General features: G+C 68.5%; 15 protein-coding genes. 9 read left to right on the forward strand and 6 right to left on the reverse strand.

The features are described from left to right. The first annotated feature begins 117 nt into the window (after positions 1-117). Entirely contained in the window at positions 118-765 is a 648-nt protein-coding gene (locus ABC766_RS11420) for a L,D-transpeptidase (protein ID WP_342140860.1), read from the forward strand. Between the two features lie 84 nt (positions 766-849). On the opposite strand, the gene ABC766_RS11425 is transcribed toward ABC766_RS11420, so the two are convergent. After that, a complete protein-coding gene (locus ABC766_RS11425) occupies positions 850-1185 on the reverse strand; it encodes a hypothetical protein (protein WP_051044905.1) in 336 nt (111 codons plus the stop codon). A gap of 131 nt (positions 1186-1316) precedes the next feature. Next, positions 1317-1805: a phasin gene (locus ABC766_RS11430; protein ID WP_043353754.1), complete on the reverse strand. Its 489-nt coding sequence runs from the start codon at positions 1803-1805 to the stop codon at positions 1317-1319. A 269-nt stretch (positions 1806-2074) separates the two neighbouring features. On the opposite strand from ABC766_RS11430, the gene ABC766_RS11435 reads away from it, so the two are divergent. From ABC766_RS11435 to ABC766_RS11455, 5 genes are all read left to right on the forward strand, one after another. Further along, positions 2075-4570 (forward strand): PAS domain-containing protein, encoded by a 2496-nt coding sequence (locus ABC766_RS11435; protein WP_345822279.1) that lies wholly within the window; start codon positions 2075-2077, stop codon positions 4568-4570. Between the two features lie 301 nt (positions 4571-4871). Then, positions 4872-6818, forward strand: coding sequence for an acetate--CoA ligase (gene acs / locus ABC766_RS11440; RefSeq protein WP_345822280.1), 1947 nt, complete (start codon positions 4872-4874; stop codon positions 6816-6818). Positions 6819-6954: 136 nt separating this feature from the next. Then, positions 6955-7326 (forward strand): DUF485 domain-containing protein, encoded by a 372-nt coding sequence (locus ABC766_RS11445; protein WP_043353744.1) that lies wholly within the window; start codon positions 6955-6957, stop codon positions 7324-7326. After that, positions 7323-9005, forward strand: coding sequence for a cation acetate symporter (locus tag ABC766_RS11450; protein ID WP_043353743.1), 1683 nt, complete (start codon positions 7323-7325; stop codon positions 9003-9005). Before ABC766_RS11445 ends, ABC766_RS11450 begins: the two co-directional genes overlap by 4 nt. Positions 9006-9297: 292 nt before the next feature. Further along, on the forward strand, positions 9298-10932 hold the full coding sequence (locus ABC766_RS11455) for an MFS transporter (RefSeq protein WP_052083781.1): 1635 nt from the start codon (positions 9298-9300) through the stop codon (positions 10930-10932). A gap of 661 nt (positions 10933-11593) precedes the next feature. On the opposite strand, the gene ABC766_RS11460 is transcribed toward ABC766_RS11455, so the two are convergent. The 4 genes from ABC766_RS11460 to ABC766_RS11475 all read right to left on the reverse strand — a co-directional run bounded on the left by ABC766_RS11460 (position 11594) and on the right by ABC766_RS11475 (position 16911). Continuing rightward, positions 11594-11845 (reverse strand): hypothetical protein, encoded by a 252-nt coding sequence (locus tag ABC766_RS11460; RefSeq protein ID WP_245282001.1) that lies wholly within the window; start codon positions 11843-11845, stop codon positions 11594-11596. Between the two features lie 381 nt (positions 11846-12226). Further along, entirely contained in the window at positions 12227-13825 is a 1599-nt protein-coding gene (purH, locus tag ABC766_RS11465; RefSeq protein ID WP_345822281.1) for a bifunctional phosphoribosylaminoimidazolecarboxamide formyltransferase/IMP cyclohydrolase, read from the reverse strand. A gap of 72 nt (positions 13826-13897) precedes the next feature. Beyond that, positions 13898-15646, reverse strand: coding sequence for a heparinase II/III family protein (locus ABC766_RS11470; RefSeq protein WP_345822282.1), 1749 nt, complete (start codon positions 15644-15646; stop codon positions 13898-13900). Between the two features lie 326 nt (positions 15647-15972). Beyond that, a complete protein-coding gene (locus ABC766_RS11475; protein WP_345822283.1) occupies positions 15973-16911 on the reverse strand; it encodes a metal ABC transporter solute-binding protein, Zn/Mn family in 939 nt (312 codons plus the stop codon). A 164-nt stretch (positions 16912-17075) separates the two neighbouring features. Between ABC766_RS11475 and ABC766_RS11480 the strand changes: the two genes are divergently transcribed. From ABC766_RS11480 to ABC766_RS11490, 3 genes are all read left to right on the forward strand, one after another. Next, a complete protein-coding gene (locus ABC766_RS11480) occupies positions 17076-17597 on the forward strand; it encodes a Spy/CpxP family protein refolding chaperone (protein WP_345822284.1) in 522 nt (173 codons plus the stop codon). A gap of 93 nt (positions 17598-17690) precedes the next feature. After that, positions 17691-19451 (forward strand): ABC transporter ATP-binding protein, encoded by a 1761-nt coding sequence (locus ABC766_RS11485; RefSeq protein WP_345822285.1) that lies wholly within the window; start codon positions 17691-17693, stop codon positions 19449-19451. A 91-nt stretch (positions 19452-19542) separates the two neighbouring features. After that, positions 19543-20631, forward strand: coding sequence for a branched-chain amino acid aminotransferase (locus tag ABC766_RS11490; protein ID WP_345822286.1), 1089 nt, complete (start codon positions 19543-19545; stop codon positions 20629-20631). Positions 20632-20750 lie beyond the last annotated feature (119 nt).

Here is a 20750-nt window from a genome sequence, read left to right on the forward strand (position 1 = left end):
GCACGGTCGAGCGGCCCTGCGTATTCCGCCCAACAGCAGATTCATGGCGGATGTGTGGAACTGCCTGCCTATGCTCACGCTTGTAAAGGCAAAGGTTATCGCACAGGCAGGCCACTCATGAAGACCTCGGTCACCGCACTCGGCGCGCTCCTCGGCGTGGCTGTTCTTGCCGCAACGCCAGCCCTCGCCGCTTCGTCGTACGATCCCTTCGGTACGGACGGCGCCGACGAGTACTACTCGGATCAGGGACAGTACGGTTACCAGGGCACTTACGCCCCGGGCTATGGTCAGGGCGTGCAGGCGGCGCCGCAGGCGCAGGTCCAGCCGATCCCCCGTGAGGTCGTGGCGTTCAACGCGCCCTACGCGCCCGGCACCATCGTGGTCTCCACCGCCGAGCGCCGCCTGTACTTCGTTCTGGGCGATGGTCAGGCGATCCGCTACGGCGTCGGCGTCGGTCGCCCGGGCTTCAGCTGGAGCGGCACCAACAAAATCACCGCCAAGCGCGAGTGGCCGTCGTGGACGCCCCCGAAGGCCATGATCGCCCGCCGTCCCGACCTGCCGCGCTACATGGCCGGCGGCATCGAGAATCCGCTCGGCGCCCGTGCCATGTACATCGGCAGCACCGAATATCGCATCCACGGCTCCAACGAGCCGGACACGATCGGTCAGGCGGTGTCGTCGGGCTGCATCCGGATGACCAATGACGACGTCACCGATCTCTACGAGCGGGTGAAGGTCGGCGCCAAGGTGGTCGTTCTGAACTGAGTTCGATCCGGCGGGACCATCCTCGCCGAACCCCGACCCAACGAGACCGGCCGCGCCACCCATCCGGGTGCGCGGCCCGTTCCGTTACGGGACGACGCGCCCGACAGCGGTCTGCGGCGGGCTGAACGAGGCGATCGGCATGTCACAGAAGCAGCGCACGCCGAGGGGCCGCGGGCCGGGCAGAGGACACGAGAACGGCTTCGGTCCGGTGATGCCCTGCTGGACCGCATCGCAGTTGTAACCCACGGGGGCGCGCTGCGCCCGGCGGGGGACAGGCCGGTATTCGCCGTCGTAACCCGGATCGTCGTAATATTGGGCCCGCGCCGCGCCGGCCGGCAACGCGGCCGCGAGCGCCAGCGCGGCGATCGCGAGCCGGAACGGACCACGCAGGCCGGATCGGCCCGAAACAGTAAGGCGCATCCCTGATTCCTTCGCTCGGCGCGGACTCAACGCGTCCGCCCGGCGGCTCTCGGCGGCAATACCGGCGAAAACGAGACGACCCGCCCCCGGAGTCCGGGAGCGGGTCGCAGCCCCGTTGCTCGGTGCAGGCCTCAGTGCGTCGCGCGCTCGGCGGCGTCCTGGGCGTCTTGGGCCGTCTGCTTGGCGGCGTCCTGGCCCTGCTCCATGGCCTTGCGGGCCTCGTCGGCCCCCTGTTGCATCGCCGACTTGGCACGCTCGGCGCCCTGCTGCATCGCGCTCTGCGCGAGACCGCTGAACTCCTTGGCCTGCGCCTGGATGGCGGCGAACTGGCTGCGCACGAACTCAGCCTGGTGCTGCATGGCCTCCTGAACGTCCTTGGCGCGAACCAGCTTCTGGGCGAGATCGAAGGCCGCGTTCACGTTCTGCTCGGCATACTCGAAGCCGCGCGAGGAGACGTCCAGCGCGTTGGATCGGGCCATTTCGGCCGAACCCTGCACGGTATCGGCAGTGCGGCGGGCCGCGCCGATGAAGCTGTCGAAGGCCTTGCGGGCCTGCTCGACGCTCTTCTCGGCAAAGTCACGCATCTCGGCCGGGACTTCGTAATTCGGGGGGTTGCTCATTCTACGTCTCCTCTCTTGATTGCTCTGTGGATGGCGCTTTGTGCGGTGCACAATATCTGATTCGCCGCCTTATGCCACCCACGCCCATGGCGTTAAGGTTGCCATGACGTAAACGTGTGACGGTTGCGCCCAGAGTCCAGCGTCGCGGCGCAAGGGAGTTTACAATAGGGCTACGGTCACGGGCGTTTCTCGGGCAAAGCGAGCCCATGGAACGTGACGGATCGCGTTAGGGTTCGAGGTCGCGGGCTTTGGAGACGACAGTGACACCGATGGCCGGTGCAGCCCAGCCCGGGCTGGCGACTGCCTTCGCGGCCTGGGCGCGCGTGCCGGCCCTGGCCGCCACGCTCGGCGCTCGGGACACCGTGCATTTCGTGGTCGACCCGTCGGCGGGGCAGATCCTGTACGCGTCCGATGCGGCGGCGCCCTTGGCCGAGACCCTGACCGGCTCCGCGCTCGTCGGTTTGATCCGTCAGATTGTTGCCGCGACCGCAGGGGACGCCGCGCCCCGCCTCGCGCGCCTGCGCCTGGATGTCCGCCGCATCGCCCCCCCGGCACTGTGCTGGCTGGCGCGTGGAACTCAGGCGGACGGTCGTCCCGCCATCCTCGTGGTACCGACCACGCCCGTGACCGCCGCCCGCGCCCGGCCGGTCCGCCCCGTCGCGCCCCCGGCGAGCGCAAGCGCGCCGCCGGCGCATCCGCAGGCGACGCCATCCTCGATGGGGCGGGACAACCGCTTCCTGTGGCGCATCGATGCCGCGGGCGTCCTGACCACCCTCACCGGGCCGGAGGCCCTCGCGGGCCTCGTGGGGCAGCGGTGGCAAGACATGGCGGCGACAGGCCTCCTGTCCGAAGCCGACTCCGTGCTGGCGGCCCTGCGCGACCGGCGAACCTTCCGCGGCGAATCGGCGGTGCTCGATGCCGGCACCGGGCCGTTCCGGGTCGATCTCTCCGGCGCCCCTCTGGGGCGGGGTGATGCGGCGTTCTCCGGCTTCGGCGGGTTCGGCCTGATCCGGAGCGCGCCGAACGCGATTAAGGTCGCCGAGCCAGCGGCGTCGACGCCGGAATCTTCGGTTTCGGCACCCGCGTCGCCTATCCCCGAGCCCGTCGAAGTCGAAAGGCCGGTCGCGCCTGCGCCGGATCTCATCGCGACACCGCTCTCGACTGATGAGCATGCCGCCTTCCGGGAAATCGCCCGGGCGCTGGGCGCACGCTACGCCGGCGACGAGGTCGATCCTGAATCAGGAGCGCCGAAGGCCGAGAGCGGCGCGGTGATGCCGTTCCCCGCGCCGCAGACCAATCCGGTGGATCTGCCCGTGGCCTCCGAGGAGGCCAGCACGGAAACCGACGGGGCCAGTGTCGAGCCGCCCGTGGACGTGGCCGCTCCTCCGCAGGCCGACCTTCTCGCGGGTCTGCCGCTGCCGACGCTGATCCACCACAACGGCACCATCGTCGCCGCCAATCGCGGCTTTCTGGATCTGACCGGCCATCCCGACCTGCCGAGCCTCGCCCGCACTGGGCTCTCCGGACTTCTCCCGGGTCTGCCGCCTTCGGACGCGCTTGGCGACGCGCTTGGCGACGCGGCACGCCGGACCACGGTGAAGTCGGTCGAGGGCCATACGCGTCCGGTGGAACTTCTGAGCGGCGCCTTCAGCTGGGCAGGCGCCGCTGCGACGTGCCTGATCGCGCGCCCGGTCGATGAGGCCGATGTCGCGGATGCGCTCACCGCCGAGCGCCTCGCCCGCGCCGCCCAGACGGAACGGACGGCCCGTGCCGAGGCGGCGCTGGACGCACTGGAGATCGGGGTCGTCACCGTCGACGGGGCCGGCCGCATCGTCGCGTTGAACCACGCCGCGGCCGATCTGTTCGGATGCGATCCGCGCGAGGTCGTCGGCGGCAGTTTCGTCAGCCTGTTCGACCGTCAGAGCGTCCTGACGATCGCCGATGCCCTGCGCGGCGCGGCCCCGGAGCGGCGCTCCATTGTCCTGGCCGGCAAGCCGATGTCGCTCGCCGTCGCGGGGCCTCTTGGACAACGGGTGGTCACGCTCGACCATGCCGGTCGCGCGGCGCCCGGAAAGACGGGCGCGGCCAGTCGCCCGGAAACCGTGCCGGGCGGCGGAGAGGCCTTGAGCCGGCTCGACGGCGCCGTGCGCGGCCCCGTCACCGGGATGATCGATCTGGCAAACGCGATGCTGAAGGAGCCCTTCGGGCCCCTCGGCGACTCGCGCTACAGGGACTGCCTGGCGGAGATCAAAGCGTCGGGCGAGACGATCCTGGAACGGGTCGGCAAGCTTCTGGATCTTGCCGCAGTCGAGGCCGGTTCGCTGCGCCTCGAACCCCGCGCTCTCGACCTCAACGACGTCGTGGCGGGTTGCGTCGCCCGCCTTCAGGGCGAGGCAGCGCGGGGCCGGGTCGTCATGCGGACGAGCTTCTCCACCGATCTCGGCGACTTGGAAGCCGACGAGCGCTCGGTCAGCCGCGCGGCCAGCCTCGTGATCGAGAACGCGATCCGACGCTCCGCCGCCGGAAGCCAGATCATCGTTTCCACCGGGTCGGCGGAACGGGCGGCCGTTGCCCTGCGGGTGCGCGGTACCGGCGCCGGGCCTGCTCCGCGGGTGGAAGACCCGAAGGAATCCGTCGAGGACGGGCTGGCACTGCCGCGCGCCCTGGTGGAGGCCAACGGCGGCCGCCTCCAGCTCTCCGCACGCCCGGAAGACGGCACGCTCGTGGAAATCATCATGCCGACGCGACGGGTGGCGAACGGATAGGTCCCTGGCCGATCGCGCGCCGACGCGTCCCCGAAAGCGCGCCCCTGTACCGGCCATCGTCCGGGGGCGGAAACAGAGGACGGCGGGTGATCGTTCGCCGGGCTCCCCGCGCTTGACAGCGCAGCATCGAAGCCTCAATCAGCTCTTACATTGTGCCCAATTTATTTACGGGACTTGATCTGAGCGCGCGCGAAACCGCGATCATATCGTCATCGTAAATTGTAGGCTACATTACTTTGGAAGTCCTGGCTGCGCGGCCGCCACCGCGATACGATCGGGCACCAATTAGGGATGGAACGCCATGCAAGGCAAGGTCATCGAGGTGAAGGACGCGTGGCGTGAGGGCGCTCACGTCGACGATTCCAAGTATCGAGAGATGTATGCGGCGTCCGTCGCCGATCCGAATGCGTTCTGGGCCGAGCACGGCAAGCGCATCGACTGGATGACGCCGTTCTCCACCGTGAAGAACACCAGCTTCGAGCCCGGCAAGGTCTCGATCAAGTGGTTCGAAGACGGCAAGACCAACGTCGCCCATAACTGCATCGACCGTCATCTTGAGACCCGCGGCGACCAGACCGCGATCATCTGGGAAGGCGACAATCCCGACGAGTCGAAGCACATCACTTACCGGGAGCTGCACGCGCAGGTCTGCCGGATGGCCAACGTCCTGCGCAATCGCGGCGTCGGCAAGGGCGATCGGGTCACGCTCTACATGCCGATGATCCCGGAGGCCGCCTACGCGATGCTCGCCTGCGCGCGGCTCGGGGCGATCCACGCCATCGTGTTCGGCGGCTTCTCCCCCGACTCGCTGGCGTCGCGCATCCAGGGGTGCGGCTCCAAGCTGGTGATCACCGCCGACGAGGGCCTGCGCGGCGGCCGCAAGGTGCCGCTGAAGGCCAATGTCGACGAAGCGATCAAGCGGCTCGACGCGGATCTCGTCGACCACGTGATCGTCGTGCGCCGCACAGGCGGCAGCGTCGCCATGGAGGCGGGCCGGGACGTCTATTACGACGAGGCCGCCGAGCAGGTGACCGACGAGTGCCCCGCCGTGGCGGTGGAGGCCGAGCATCCGCTCTTCATCCTGTATACCTCGGGCTCGACCGGTCAGCCGAAGGGCGTGGTGCACACCACGGGCGGCTACCTCGTCTACGCGTCGATGACGCATGAATACGTCTTCGATTACCGCGAGGGCGACGTGTACTGGTGCACCGCCGATGTCGGCTGGGTCACCGGCCACAGCTACATCGTGTACGGACCGCTCGCCAACGGCGCGACGACGCTGATGTTCGAGGGCATCCCGACCTATCCGTCGACGTCCCGCTTCTGGGAAGTGATCGACAAGCACAAGGTCAACATCTTCTACACGGCGCCCACCGCCATCCGCTCGCTGATGGGCGGCGGCGAGGGGCCGGTGAAGAAGACCTCGCGGGCTTCGCTGCGCGTGCTCGGCTCCGTCGGCGAGCCGATCAACCCGGAAGCCTGGGAATGGTACTACAACGTCGTCGGCGACAAGCGCTGTTCGATCGTCGACACGTGGTGGCAGACCGAGACCGGCGGCATCCTGATCACCCCGCTGCCCGGTGCCACCGCGCTCAAGCCCGGCTCGGCGACCCGGCCGTTCTTCGGCGTGAAGCCCGAGATGGTCGATGCCGAGGGCAAGGTTCTGGAAGGGGCCTGCGAGGGCAATCTCTGCATCGCCGATTCCTGGCCGGGCCAGATGCGTACGGTCTACGGCGACCACGAGCGGTTCGAGCAGACCTACTTCTCGACCTATCCAGGCAAGTACTTCACCGGCGACGGCGCCCGGCGCGATGCGGATGGCTATTACTGGATCACCGGACGCGTTGACGACGTCATCAACGTCTCCGGCCATCGCATGGGCACCGCAGAGGTCGAATCCTCGCTGGTCGCCCACCCGAAGGTCGCCGAGGCGGCGGTCGTGGGCTACCCGCACAACGTGAAGGGCCAGGGCATCTACGCCTACGTGACCCTCAACGACGGCGAGGAGGGCGACGACGCCCTGCGCAAGGAGCTCGTGACCTGGGTCCGCAAGGATATCGGGCCGATCGCCTCTCCGGACCTGATCCAGTTCGCGCCGGGACTGCCCAAGACCCGCTCGGGCAAGATCATGCGCCGGATCCTGCGCAAGATTGCCGAGGACGATTTCAGCTCGCTCGGTGACACCTCGACGCTGGCCGAGCCGGCCGTGGTCGACGACCTGATCGAGAACCGGCAGAACCGGGCCTGATCGTATCCGCGCCGCGGCCATAGCGGCGCGGGTTCGGACCGGGACGGGTGCCGGGGCGGCGCCCGTCTACAACAAGAACCACGAACTTCAACGCGATGAACCGGGGGGCCAGAGTGCCCTCGCGGGAGGAAAAGCCATGAGCGGCACGACACTCGGCCTTCGAGGGCGCACGGCGCCCCCGGGAACACGCGCACTCGGAACGGAGGTCGATCCGCAGGTCGAGCGGATTGTCCGGACACCCGAATTCCAGCAACTCGTCCATGAGCGCACCCGCTTCGCCTGGACGCTGACCATCCTGATGCTGGTGGTCTATTTCGGCTTCATCGGGCTCATCGCCTTCGACAAGTCGCTGCTCGCCGTGAAGGTTGGCGGCACCGCCTCCCTCGGGCTGTTCGCGGGCGTCTTCGTGATCCTGTTCGCTTTCGCGCTGACCGGCGTCTACGTGGCCCGGGCCAACACGCGCTTCGACGCGCTGAGCGCCGCCCTCAAGCGGAGCGTCGCCCGATGAACCGGCTCCTCCTCGGCCTGACGCTCGGCACGATCGCCGCCAGCGCGGCCTACGCCGCCGGCCCGGATCTCGGGGCCGTGCAGCAATCGGTCACGAACTGGCCGGCCATCCTGATGTTCCTGTTCTTCGTGCTGCTGACGCTCGGCATCACTTACAAGGCCGCGAAGGGCACGAAGTCCGCCGCCGATTTCTACGCGGCGGGCGGCGGCATCTCGGCGGGGACCAACTCCCTGGCGATTGCCGGCGATTACATGTCGGCCGCCTCGTTCCTCGGCATCTCCGGCCTCGTCTACACCTCGGGCTTCGACGGGCTGATCTATTCCACGGGCTTCCTGGTCGGCTGGCCGATCGTGCTGTTCCTGATCGCGGAGCGCCTGCGCAACCTCGGCAAGTTCACCTTCGCGGACGTGGCGAGCTTCCGTCTCGACCAGACGTCGATCCGCATCATCTCGGCGGTGGGCACGCTCGTGGTGGTGGCGTTCTACCTGATCGCCCAGATGGTCGGCGCCGGGAAGCTGATCCAGCTCCTGTTCGGCCTGCCCTATCTCTACGCGGTGATCATCGTTGGCGTCCTGATGATCGTCTACGTCGCCTTCGGCGGCATGAAGGCGACCACCTGGGTGCAGGTGATCAAGGCCTGCCTGCTCCTCGGCGGCGCGACCTTCATGGCCGGCGCAGTGCTGTTGAAGTACGGCTTCAACCCCGAGATGCTGTTCGCGAACGCCGTGCAGGTTCACCCGAAGGGCGACGCCATCATGGCGCCGGGCGGACTCGTGTCGAACCCGGTGGAGGCGATCTCCCTCGGCGTCGGCCTGATGTTCGGCACCGCCGGCCTGCCGCACATCCTGATGCGGTTCTTCACGGTCTCGGACGCGCAGGCCGCGCGCAAGTCGGTGTTCTACGCCACCGGCCTGATCGGCTACTTCTACATCCTCACCTTCATCATCGGCTTCGGCGGCATCGCCCTGCTGATGTCCGATCCGGTCTACTTCAAGCTCGGCGCGGCCGGGACCTTCGACAAGCTGAAGGACATGATCGGCGGCACCAACATGGTGGCGGTGAACCTCGCCAACGCCGTGGGCGGCCCGTACTTCCTCGGCTTCATCTCCGCCGTGGCCTTCGCGACCATCCTGGCTGTGGTGGCGGGCCTGACGCTCGCCGGCGCCTCGGCGATCAGCCACGACCTCTACGCCCAGGTGATCGCCCGCGGGCGCACCACCGAGAAGCACGAGGTCAACCTGTCGAAGATCTCGGCGGTGGTGATCGGCATCGTGGCGATCTACCTCGGCTACGTGTTCGAGAACCAGAACGTCGCCTTCATGGTGGGCCTGGCCTTCGCGGTGGCGGCGAGCTGCAACTTCCCGGTGCTGGCCATGTCGATCCTGTGGCGCGGCACAACCACCTGGGGTGCGCTGGCCGGCGGCCTCGTCGGCCTGCTCGCCGCGGTGATCATGGTGGTGCTGTCGAAAGCCGTGTGGGTGACGACGCTGGGCAACCCGGCCCCGCTCTTCCCCTACGACAACCCGGCTTTGTTCTCGATGCCGTTGGCCTTCGCGACGATCTGGGTCGTGTCGCTCATGGACAAGTCCCGCCGGGCCCAGCGCGAGCGGGCCGCCTTCGAGGCGCAGTATGTGCGCTCCGAGACGGGCATCGGGGCGTCCGGCGCCCACGCGCACTGACCTCAACCAGACGCGTCGGACAGGCGGAGGGCGCGGCGCGAGCCGCGCCCTTCGTCGTTCCGGTGACAACTCGGTGCGCACCTGTGTTGATGAGGCTCTTCACAATCGCTTTACCGGTTGACCCGCCACGCCCTTGAGATAACGCATAGGTGATCTGCGCTTTGCGCAGGGCCGCCCGGGAGCGGGCCGGGAAAGGGCGATCCCATCGTCGGGCCGCCCATATGCGTTTGGGAGGACGTGTCTTATGGCTGTGGCAACCGCGATCCCGCGGGCCGGAGACGCCGCGAGGCCGATGACTTCGGCCGAGAAGCGGGTGATCTTCGCGTCCTCGCTCGGTACTGTGTTCGAGTGGTACGATTTCTATCTGTACGGCTCTCTGGCGGCGATCATCGGCGCGCAGTTCTTTTCTGCCTATCCGCCCGCCACGCGCGACATCTTCGCGTTGCTCGCCTTCGCGGCCGGCTTCATCGTCCGTCCGTTCGGCGCCCTGGTCTTCGGCCGCATCGGTGATCTCGTCGGACGCAAATACACGTTCCTGATCACGATCCTGATCATGGGCCTATCGACCTTCATCGTCGGCATCCTGCCCAACGCGGCCACCATCGGCATCGCGGCTCCGATCATCCTGATCGTCCTGCGCCTCGCCCAGGGCCTCGCCCTCGGCGGCGAGTATGGCGGCGCCGCCACTTACGTCGCCGAGCACGCGCCCAACGGCCGGCGTGGGTTCTATACGAGCTGGATCCAGACGACCGCGACCCTGGGCCTGTTCCTGTCGCTCCTCGTGATCCTCGCGACCCGGACCTTCACCGGCGAGGCCGCCTTCGCCGAGTGGGGCTGGCGCATCCCGTTCCTGGTCTCGGTGCTGCTGCTCGGCATCTCGGTCTGGATCCGCCTCCAGCTGTCGGAATCTCCGGCCTTCCAGCGGATGAAGGACGAGGGCAAGACCTCGAAGGCACCGCTCACCGAGGCCTTCGGCCAGTGGCGCAATGCGAAGTTCGCGATCATCGCCCTGTTCGGCCTCGTCGCCGGTCAGGGTGTGGTCTGGTACACGGGCCAGTTCTACGCGCTGTTCTTCCTGCAATCGATTCTCAAGGTCGACGGCTATACCGCCAACCTGCTGATCGCGTGGTCGCTGCTCCTCGGCACCGGCTTCTTCGTGGTCTTCGGTTGGCTGTCCGACAAGATCGGCCGCAAGGTCATCATCCTGGCGGGCTGCGCCATTGCGGCGGCGACGTTCTTCCCGATCTTCAAGGGCATCACCTCCACGGCCAACCCGAAGCTCGAGGCGGCGATCGAGAACGTGAAGGTGACGGTGACGGCCGATCCGGCCGCCTGCGGAAACCTGTTCAACCCGGTCGGAACCCGGGTGTTCACCGCGCCGTGTGACCTCGCCCGCGACTTCCTGTCGAAGTCGTCGGTGCGCTACACCACCGCTGCCGGGGCGGCCGGACAGCCCACGACCATCCGGGTCAACGATACGGAGATCCCCTATCCGCAGGGGGGCAACGTCGAGGCCAACAAGGCCACGACCGCGGCACTCCAGGCCGCGGGCTACCCGAAGGCGGGTGACCCTGAGATCGTCAAGATGTCGAATCCGTTCGACATCTTCCGGCCGCAGGTCGCGCAGGTGATCGGCCTGCTGTTCATCCTCGTGCTCTTCGTCACGATGGTCTACGGCCCGATCGCCGCCATGCTGGTGGAGTTGTTCCCGACCCGGATCCGGTACACCTCGATGTCGCTGCCCTACCATATCGGCAACGGCTGGTTCGGCGGCCTGCTGCCGGCGACCGCCTTCGCCATGGTGGCCCAGACCGGCGACATCTATTTCGGCCTCTGGTACCCGATCGTCATCGCGGTCGCGACCGTGATCATCGGCATCCTCTTCGTGCCGGAGACCAAGGATCGCGACATCTTCGCGGATACCTGAGCGGCGCAAACCGGCCAGACCAACCACGCGCCGACGACGCCCAGGCAGTTCCCACTGCCTGGGCGTTTCCATTTCCACAGAGATGTCCGCGCGCCTCCGGGCAGAGGGCCGCCGCGCACGGACCCGTGCCGGGTCGTGGCCGCAAGGCGGGCCGGGCCGTCTCGGCTTGTGTCGAACCCGCAACGCGGCGGCGGAATCGCAATCCGTGCGGTCTGTCACGGATTGCGTTGCGGCGGATCCTATACAGAGGTCTCAAGTATCGACGGCAGACGGAACCATCACCGTCGAAACGGCGGGCCGACACGGAATGTCCTGATTTCTGACCATCACGTTGCAAGCAGTCTATGACTGCAACTTTCAGTCCATTTCTCGGCCAATTCCGGTCGTCCAACAAACCTGCCGGCCGCCGGAAACTATCCGAAATTTAATCTTTCGCCGATCGCCCCGGCGGAACCTTAGCGGCACAAGACCGTATAAGGTTCCCCTACGATCCAGGGCCCCTGGGATTTCCATCGTGAACGATGTCGTGCAACATTTGCGCCGTCAGCCTCATCGGAAGCTGCATCTTCTACTTCTAATTATCTGGATGGCCGTAGCTCTGGGCTTGTGGGCGCTGATCAACACCCTCGCCGGGCGGCTGGTTTGGTGGTGGTGACGCTGGTTACAGCCCGCGATTGTTCTCGGGATAGTCGGTGAGATAGGCGCCGAGCAGATATCCCGCCTGATGAGCCGTCAGATATCCCAGCATAATCAGAACGTGCAGCAGGTCGAGGCCGTAAACGGACATGAAAATGGTCATCGCAGTGAACATGACCACCGATGAGGTCATGGCGATGATCATCACCGAATAGGAGCGGCCGATCAGCGCTCCCACGAGAAACAACAGCGCTGCGACCACCATCTCGTCACCCAACCCGGATTCGTTCCAGGAAGTTCTTCTCACGAGCTTCCGGCGCACATCTGGGCAATGATGGCGTGCAGCCGAGAAAATATCAACCCGCCCCGCAGATGCCACCCATATTCGCAAAGGTGGGGGTATTTGTTCGGCAATAATGCTCAAAAAATAGCATTCGGCGTTACGGGACATCCATTGCTGAGCTTCGGCACAGGCCACGCTTGTTCACGGCAATGCTGAGAGACATCGCAGCCCGAACAAAAATCGCCGCGCCCGCTCCAATCCGTGCGGATCGTTAACGGAAGCGCGGCGGCGCCGCGCGACGGACAGGCCTCTCGGCGGTTGCCGGGGCACGGAGGCACGGGAGCGTCACGTCGTGACCCTCCCGACTCCGCCCGATCAATGCCGGAAGTGACGGTGGCCGGTGAGGACCATGGCCAGGCCTGCCGCGTCGGCAGCCGCGATGACGTCCGCATCGCGCATCGAACCGCCGGGCTGGATCACCGCCGTTGCGCCCGCTTCGGCGGCCGCCATCAGCCCGTCCGCAAACGGGAAGAACGCGTCCGACGCCACCACCGAGCCGACCGCCAGGCTCTGGGACAGCCCGAGGCGCTTCGCGCCCTCGGCGGCCTTCCAGGAGGCGATGCGCGAGGAATCGACCCGGGACATCTGACCCGCGCCGATTCCCACCGTCGCGCCGGCCTTGGCGTACACGATGGCGTTCGACTTCACGTGCTTGGCCACCCGATAGGCGAACCGGAGATCGGCCAGCTCGGCCTCGCTCGGCGCCCGCTTGGTGACGACCTTGAGCGGCATGTCGTCGACGACCACCGCATCCCGGCTCTGGACCAGCAGACCGCCAGCGAGCGTCCGCACGGTCTCGCCGGGGGCCCGCGGGTCAGGCAGTCCGCCGGCCAGAAGCAGGCGCAGGTTCTTCTTGCCCGCGACGATGGCCGCGGCCTCGGGCGTGGCATCCGGGGCGATGATCACTTCGGTGAAAATCTCGACGATCCTGCTGGCCGCCTCGGCGTCGAGCGTCCGGTTGAGGGCGACGATGCCGCCGAAGGCCGAGGTCGGGTCACAGCTCAGAGCCCGCTCGTAGGCTTCGAGCAGGCTGGTGCCTTCCGCGACGCCGCACGGATTGGCATGCTTGATGATCGCCACGGCGGCGGTCCGGGCCGGATCGAACTCGGCCACGCACTCGTAGGCGGCGTCCGTGTCGTTGAAGTTGTTGTAGGACAGCTCCTTGCCCTGGAGCTGCCGGGCGGTGGCCACACCCGAGCGGACCTTGCCGGGCGCGCGGTAGAAGGCGGCCGCCTGATGAGGGTTCTCGCCGTAGCGCAGCGCCTGACCGAGGGTGCCGCCGAAGGCGCGGAACTGGGCCGGCGCATCCGTGCCGAAGCGGCCGGCCATCCAGTTGGCGATGGCGGCATCGTAGGCGGCGGTGCGGGCAAAGGCCTTCTGCGCCAGGCTCCGGCGCAGTTCCGCGCCCAGGGCGCCGTCATGCGCCTCCAGTGCGGCCAGCACGCCGGCATAATCCGACACGTCGGTGACCACGGCCACATCCGCGTGGTTCTTGGCCGCCGCACGGATCATGGCCGGGCCGCCGACATCGATGTTCTCGATGCAGTCGGCATCCGACCGGTCGGCCGCGATGGTGGCCTCGAACGGGTACAGGTTGACCACCAGCAGATCGATGGCGCCGATCCCGTGGGCGGCGAGCGCGGCCTGATGCTCCGGGTTGTCGCGGATGGCGAGCAATCCACCGTGAACCGCCGGGTGCAGCGTCTTGACCCGGCCGTCCATCATCTCCGGAAAGCCCGTGAGATCGGCCACCTCGGTAACAGGCAGGCCGGCCTCCTGCAGGGCACGGTGCGTGCCCCCGGTGGAGACCAGCGCGATGCCGCGGGCGTGGAGCGCCCGGGCAAAGTCGACGAGGCCGGTCTTGTCCGAGACCGAGAGGAGCGCGCGGGAGACCCGCACCTGATCGTGCGCCATAGCTTCGTGCCGAAAGTTCGAGATTTTCCGGCGCGGTAGCATGGAAACGGTGAGCCCGGCCAGCCGGCTCCCTCAGGGTGCCACCCCGCGCAGCGGTGCGGACGCCTGACGCTCGAAGCTCCAGCGGACCTCCACGTCCTCGGAGACGCGCAGGTGCAGCACGATCTGGTCGGTGCGGCGCGGCCCCGTCAGGCCCGAGAAGTAGACGCTCTCCTCGATGGCGATCTCGGCGTTCTCGGCGCGGAACACCCAGACCTCGCCGAGCGCCGAGGCGAGTTCGAGCCCGTCCGGGATGCCGCGCACCGCGATGCCGGGATGGAGATGGAAGCGGATCGCCACATCCTGCGGGCGCAACCGCCGCCCCCGGCTTTGCGCCTTGCCCTGGCGCAGGAAGGCGTCGCGGCCCTCCAGCCGCACCGACGCGTGGAACAGCTGCCAGCGGCGCTCGTGCACGATACCGAAATCGGGCGCGTAGCCGTTGTGCCGGGCCGCGAGGACGACGCTGTCGGCCTCCTCGGCGCGCTCGGCGGCCACCGCCGAGGGCCCGCTCAGCACCACGGGCCCGCGCCGGCGAATCAGCCAATCAGCCAGGAGCCGTTCGCCCCACCACCCGGTACGAGTGAGGAACCGGCACGACGAGCTGTGGGCGACCGAGGCCGTGGAGTGGGCCGGCGTCGAACGGGCGAGGAGGCGCAGATCCGCCCCGCTGGCCGGCAGGCCGCAATTGACCACGATGCGCTGGGGGCCGCTCGACATCTCGAAGGCGAGGCAGCCGGCACCGGCATTCACCGAGTAGGGCAGCGGCGGGCACGCGCCGACATCGGCCACGATCACGACCCGGCCGCCTTCCAGGCGCTCGTAGCCCGAGTTCGGCGCGTGCATCAGCGGCCGGGCGAGCGCGCCGTCGTAGACCAGCAGGGTCGCGAGGTGGTCCGCATCCGTGGCGCCCATGCCGTTGAAGTGGCTCAGCGAGGCGTCCGGGTGGCGCAGGAGTCGCAGCAGCGGCAACATCCGGTCGACGGCCCGCAGCAGCGCCATCGGCGGCTCGACGCTGCGGCTGAGGTAGCTCTGGCGCAGGGGCAGGAGGTCGAGGAGCAGATCCATGGCGAAGCGCGGGTCGCGGGACCGGTGGCCACCATCGGTCAGGATCTGGCGGTCGAGCTCCCGCGTCAGAATCCGGGTCGCTCGACGCAGGATCGGCTGAATGCCGTCGCAGCACAGGCCGGCGTAACAGAGCGCCACGGCGGCGTTCAGACGCCATTGCGGTGGCACGCCTCGCCGCAGATCGCGCTCGAGTTGCTGCGCGTTGCGTCCGATCGCCTTGAGGAAGTTCTGGTAAAAGCCGTGATCGGCCCCCTCCAGCACGAGGGGCGACTGGCACAGGAACGAGATCAACCGGCGGGCCGCCACCGGCGTCTGCCGGGCGAGCGCCGCGTCCCCCCGGCCCGCGATGAAATCGGCCACGAAGGCGCGGGCATTGGCCCTGGCGAGGGCGGTGTCGGCGGCGCGCAGGTGGCGCAGCCAGCCGAAGCCGTAGAGCTCGTCAGCCCATTCCGGCGACGGCGCCGCGTAGTCGAAGGGTGAGCCGCCGCTCGCCGCGAGCGACCGGCCCGCGAAGACGAACAGTCCGGCATAGATGTCGTCCGCAAAGGTCGCGTCCGAGGTCCGCAGGTCCTGCGGTGCGATCACCAGTCCGGTCACCCGCATCCGGGCGAGGATGTCGGGCGGTGCTGTGACGCTGGCTCCGGCCGCGCGGCTCGCGCGTGCAGCCTCGCGCGCGACGAGCCGATAGAAGCGCCAGCGGTCAGGCCCCCAAGCCACGCGATCTCCGAGCTGCGCGTTTTCACAAGGCCCCAAGGCCTTGAGCCCTCGCGTACGAGGATCGGCTGGCACCCGTTTCGTAAGGCTAGTGGGGGCCTCTTAACCGGCGGTTTACGCTATGTCATGCCCGACGCCGTGAAGGCGACAGAGGACGGCACCGCCAGTCGTGGCGGCTCGTGATCCAGGCAGGATCGGCGCAGCCGCGGAGCACGTCGTCGGGATGGAAGGTCGATCCCGTCCTGTCGGAGCCGGCATCCGGCCATGACACGGGCCAGCCCTCGGCGGAGCGGCTGCAGCGCAGTCAATCCCGCGCCGGTCGGATCGGGTCACTTCGGCATGAGCGCGGCGTCGAACGCCGCCAGGTTGGATCGCATCAGGTCGAGATAGGTCGCTGCCGGACCGTCCGCCCCGGAGAGCGCGTCGGAATAGACCTTCCCGCCGATGCGGGCGCCGCTCTCGCGGGCGATCTGCTCCATCTGGCGCGGGTCGCTGATGTTTTCCAGAAACACCGCGGGTACGCGCTCGCGGCGAATCTGACGGATGATCGACGCCACGTCCCGCGGGCTCGCCTCGCTGTCGGTGGAGACGCCCTGCGGCGCGATGAAGCGCAGGCCGTAGGCCGCCGCAAAATAACCGAAGGCATCGTGGGTCGTGATGATCTGCCGCCGCTCCGGCGGGATTTGGAGGATCGCTGCCCGGACGTCCCGCTCCAGGGCATCGAGCTTGGCGAGGTAGCCGGCCGCGGCCGCCTGATAGGCGGCGGCATGGGCCGGATCGACCTTCACGAGGCCGTCCCGGATGTTCGCCACGTAGATCCGAACGTTGGCGATGCTCTGCCAGGCATGCGGATCGAAGGCGTGCTCACCGTGTCCGTGACCGCCCTCCCCGTGGACATGCTCGTCCTGCGCCGGGATCGGCGACACGCCCGTCGAGACGGTTACCACCGGGGCGCGCGTGCCGGAGGCGCGGATCAGCCGGTCGAGCCAGCCCTCCAGCCCGAGGCCGTTGACGAACACGATATCGGCCTCGGCGAGCTTGCGCGCATCGGCTGGCGACGGGCTGAAGCCGTGAACGTCGGAATCGGGCCCGACCAGGGTGGTCACCGTCACGGACGCACCGCCGATCTGCCGGACGAGATCGCCCAGGATCGAGAAGCTCGCAACCGCCCGGATCGGGACGGTCTGCGTGGTGGCCACCGCCGGCACCCCAAGTCCGAGCCAGACGGACAGGACCGCGAACGCCGCGATCCGGAATGTTGTTGCCACGCCCCGCACCGTTCCACCTTCCCGTGCCTTCGGTCGCACCTGCCACTAATGTAACATTGTTACATACACAAGCGGGATACATGCCCGGTCCCCAATGCGCGGCGTCGGACGCGTCGCGCCCCGTTGGTTCCGACGCTGTCCGGAGCGTCAAGATGGAGGATTCCATGTCCCGCCGTTTGAGAGCGAGCATCCTGGTAACAGGGGCGCTCGGCCTGGGTGTCGCCAGCGCGGCCGTTGCGCACGACCATGGACCCGACGGCTTCCGCGGTCACGGGCGCTGGAGTGCGCTCACGCCCGAGGATCGGGCGGCCTTCACGGATGCCCGCATCGCCGCCCTGCATGCCGGCCTGAAGCTCAACCCCGACCAGGAGAAGCTGTGGCCGCCCGTGGAGGCTGCAATCCGCGACATGGCCAAGATGCGCCAGCAGCGCCGCGAGGCGATGCGCGACCGCCCCAAGTTCAGCGACGATGCCCCAGCGGCCCTTCGGGCGATGGCAGATGCCGCGACGGCACGCGGAGAAGCCCTGCGCAAGCTGGCCGACGCGTCCCAGCCGCTCTACGCCAGCCTCGATCAGGACCAGAAGCGGCGCGCAACGATCCTCGCCCGGCCTATGGGCGGGCATGGTCACGGCGGCTGGCATCGCGGCCGGGAGGGCGGCCGCGGTCCGGACGGCGACGACCGTTGAGCCAAAGGCCTTGATCCGCGGCGATGGCGGCGGCACACCGCTGCCGCCGCGCATCCTGCCCGAGGCCGGCGCTGATCCGACCTGGTAGGTTTCATGGCGCGCCTCCGCGGCGATACGGCTCCCCTCCTCGCGCGCCTCTGGCGCACCTGGCTGTACCCGCATCGGGCCACCCTTGCCGTGGTGCTGGTGCTGATCGCGCTGGTGGGCGCCTCGACCGGCCTCTACCCGGCGCTGATCAAGGCCGCCTTCGACGCCTTCGACCGCAAGGATGCGGCGGCCATCGCCTATGGGCCGCTGGTGGTGATCGTCGTCACCGCCACGCGCGGCTTCGCGCTCTATGGCCAGACCGTTCTGACGAACAGGGTGGTCACCCGGGTCGAGGCCGACATGCAGGCGGCGCTCTACGGGCACCTGATCGAGTCCGATCTCGCCCAGCTCGGCCGCGAGAGCCCGGCGGCGCTGACCCAGCGCTTCACCACCGATTTCGCCTTCATCAAGGAAGCGCTGACCCGCATCTCGACGGTGCTCCTGCGCGACATCGCCATGCTGATCGGCCTCGTAGGAGCGCTGATCTGGATGGATCCGGTGATGACTCTGGTGGCCGGCGTCACGGTGCCGTTCGTGGCCGGACCGATCGGGCGGATCGGGAAGAAGCTCAGGCGGGTCTCGACCTCGACGCAGGAGCAGATGGGCGCCACCGCCAGCCTCATTTCCGAAAGTCTCCAGGGGGCCCGGGTCGCCAAGACCTACGCCATGGAGGCCTACCTCAAGGGCCGCGCCGCGCAGGCCCTCGACGAGGTGCGCCGCCTCAAGATGAAGGCCGCCAATGCCCGCGGGCGTCTCGACCCGCTGCTGGAGATCGGGGGCGGCATCGCGGTGGCGGGGGTGCTCGTACTGGTCGGGCAACGGGTGCTGGCGGGGGAGAAGACGGTGGGCGACTTCACCGGCTACGTGGCGGCGCTGCTGCTCGCCGCGCAGCCGGCCCGGGCGCTGGGGAACCTCAACGCCATCCTGCAGGAGGCGGCCGCCGCCCTCAGGCGCTACTTCGATGTCATGGACGAGGCGCCCGAGATCCGCGAGGCGCCCGACGCGCGGCCGCTCACCGTGTCCGCCGGGACGATCCGCTTCGACGGCGTGCGGTTCCGCTACCGGCCGGATGCGCCGGCCCTGGAGGGGATCGATCTGACGGTCCCGGCGGGCTCGGTCACGGCCCTGGTCGGACGCTCAGGCTCCGGGAAATCCTCGCTGCTCAACCTCGTCCCGCGGCTCTACGACGTGACCGAAGGCCGCGTGACCATCGACGGGCAGGACGTCCGCGCGGTGACCCTCGCGTCCCTGCGCGCGGCGGTGGCTGTGGTGTCGCAGGAGGTGGTCCTGTTCGACGACACGGTCGCGCGGAATATCGGCTTCGGCCGGCCCGGGGCGTCGCCTGCGGAGATCGAGGCGGCCGCCCGCGCCGCCGCGGCCCACGACTTCGTCGCGGCCCTCCCGGAGGGCTACGACTTCCGTGTCGGGCCCGGCGGCGGCCGACTGTCCGGCGGCGAGCGGCAGCGGGTGGCGCTGGCGCGCGCCTTCCTGAAGGACGCGCCGATCCTGCTCCTCGACGAGGCAACCTCGGCCCTCGATTCCGAATCGGAGCGTCTGGTCCAGGAGGCGCTGACCCGGCTGATGCGTGGCCGCACCACCCTGGTGATCGCCCATCGCCTCTCGACGGTGCGCGACGCCGATCAGATCGCCGTGATGGAATCGGGCCGCGTGATCGAGACCGGACGGCACGACGCCCTGCTCGCGGCCAGCGGCGCCTATGCACGCTTGCACCGGCTCCAGCTGTCGGAGCCCGCGACCGCCGAATAACGCGCATGTGCGGTGACACCGTCATGCGCCGGCTCCGTAGATTCGCGCGCCGGAGCGCGCCATAAGGGCCTCAGTCGATAAGGACCAGACCGTGAGCGACCTGACGTTCGAGATCCAAAGTCATCCCGCCCCGCGGACCGCCGAGGAGCGGGCCGCGCTGATGGCGAATCCTGGCTTCGGCAAGGTGTTCACCGACCACATGGTGGTGGCGCGCTACACGGCCGGTCGCGGCTGGCACGATGCGCGGATCCAGGCCCGCGAGGCGATTCCCCTCGATCCCGCCTCCGCGGTGCTGCACTACGCGCAGGAGATCTTCGAGGGCCTCAAGGCCTACCGCACTGCCGATGGCGGCGCCGCCCTGTTCCGGCCCGACGCCAATGCGCGTCGCTTCCGGCACTCGGCCGAGCGCCTGGCGATCCCACCGTTTCCTGAGGATGCCTTCGTCGACGCGGTGCGCAAGCTCGTCGAGATCGACCGCGCCTGGATCCCCGACACGCCCGACGGTAGCCTCTATCTCCGGCCATTCATGATCGCCACCGAGGCGTTCCTGGGCGTCCGGCCGGCCTCCGAATACCTGTTCATCACCATCGCGTCGGCGGTGGGCTCGTACTTCAAGGACCCGAACAGCACCGTCACGGTCTGGGTTTCGGAGCATTACACGCGGGCCGCCCCGGGCGGCACCGGCGCGGCCAAGTGCGGGGGCAACTACGCGGCGAGCCTCGCCCCGCAATCCGAGGCCGCGGCCCAGGGGTGCGAGCAGGTCGTCTTCCTCGACGCGGTTGAGCGCCGCTACATCGAGGAACTCGGCGGCATGAACGTGTTCTTCGTCTTCGAGGACGGCACGCTGGTGACACCGCCGCTCTCGGACAGCATCCTGCACGGCATCACCCGCGACTCGGTCATAACCCTGGCGCGGGAGGCCGGCCTGACCGTGAAGGAGGAGCCCTACACGATCGACGCGTGGCGCACCGACGTGCGGGAGGGCCGCCTGACCGAGGCCTTCGCCTGCGGGACCGCCGCGGTGATCACGCCGATCGGCACCGTGAAGAGCCGCGAGGAGAGCTTCACAATCGGGAACGGCATGGCCGGGCCCGTGGCCCAGCGGCTGCGGAGCCTTCTGGTGGACATCCAGCGGGGCAACACCAATGAAGCCCATGGCTGGTTCCAGAAGATCTTTTAAGGCGTCTCACCAGTTCGACCTCATGCGACGGGGGTCGAGCAGGCTTGGCTCGCACCCTCGCCGCAGCACCCGCACGTGCAACCCATCCCCGCATCGTGAGATGGCGCAGCGCAACGGAG

The sequence above is a fragment of the Methylobacterium fujisawaense genome, from assembly GCF_039619325.1.
Classification (GTDB): Bacteria; Pseudomonadota; Alphaproteobacteria; order Rhizobiales; family Beijerinckiaceae; genus Methylobacterium; species Methylobacterium fujisawaense.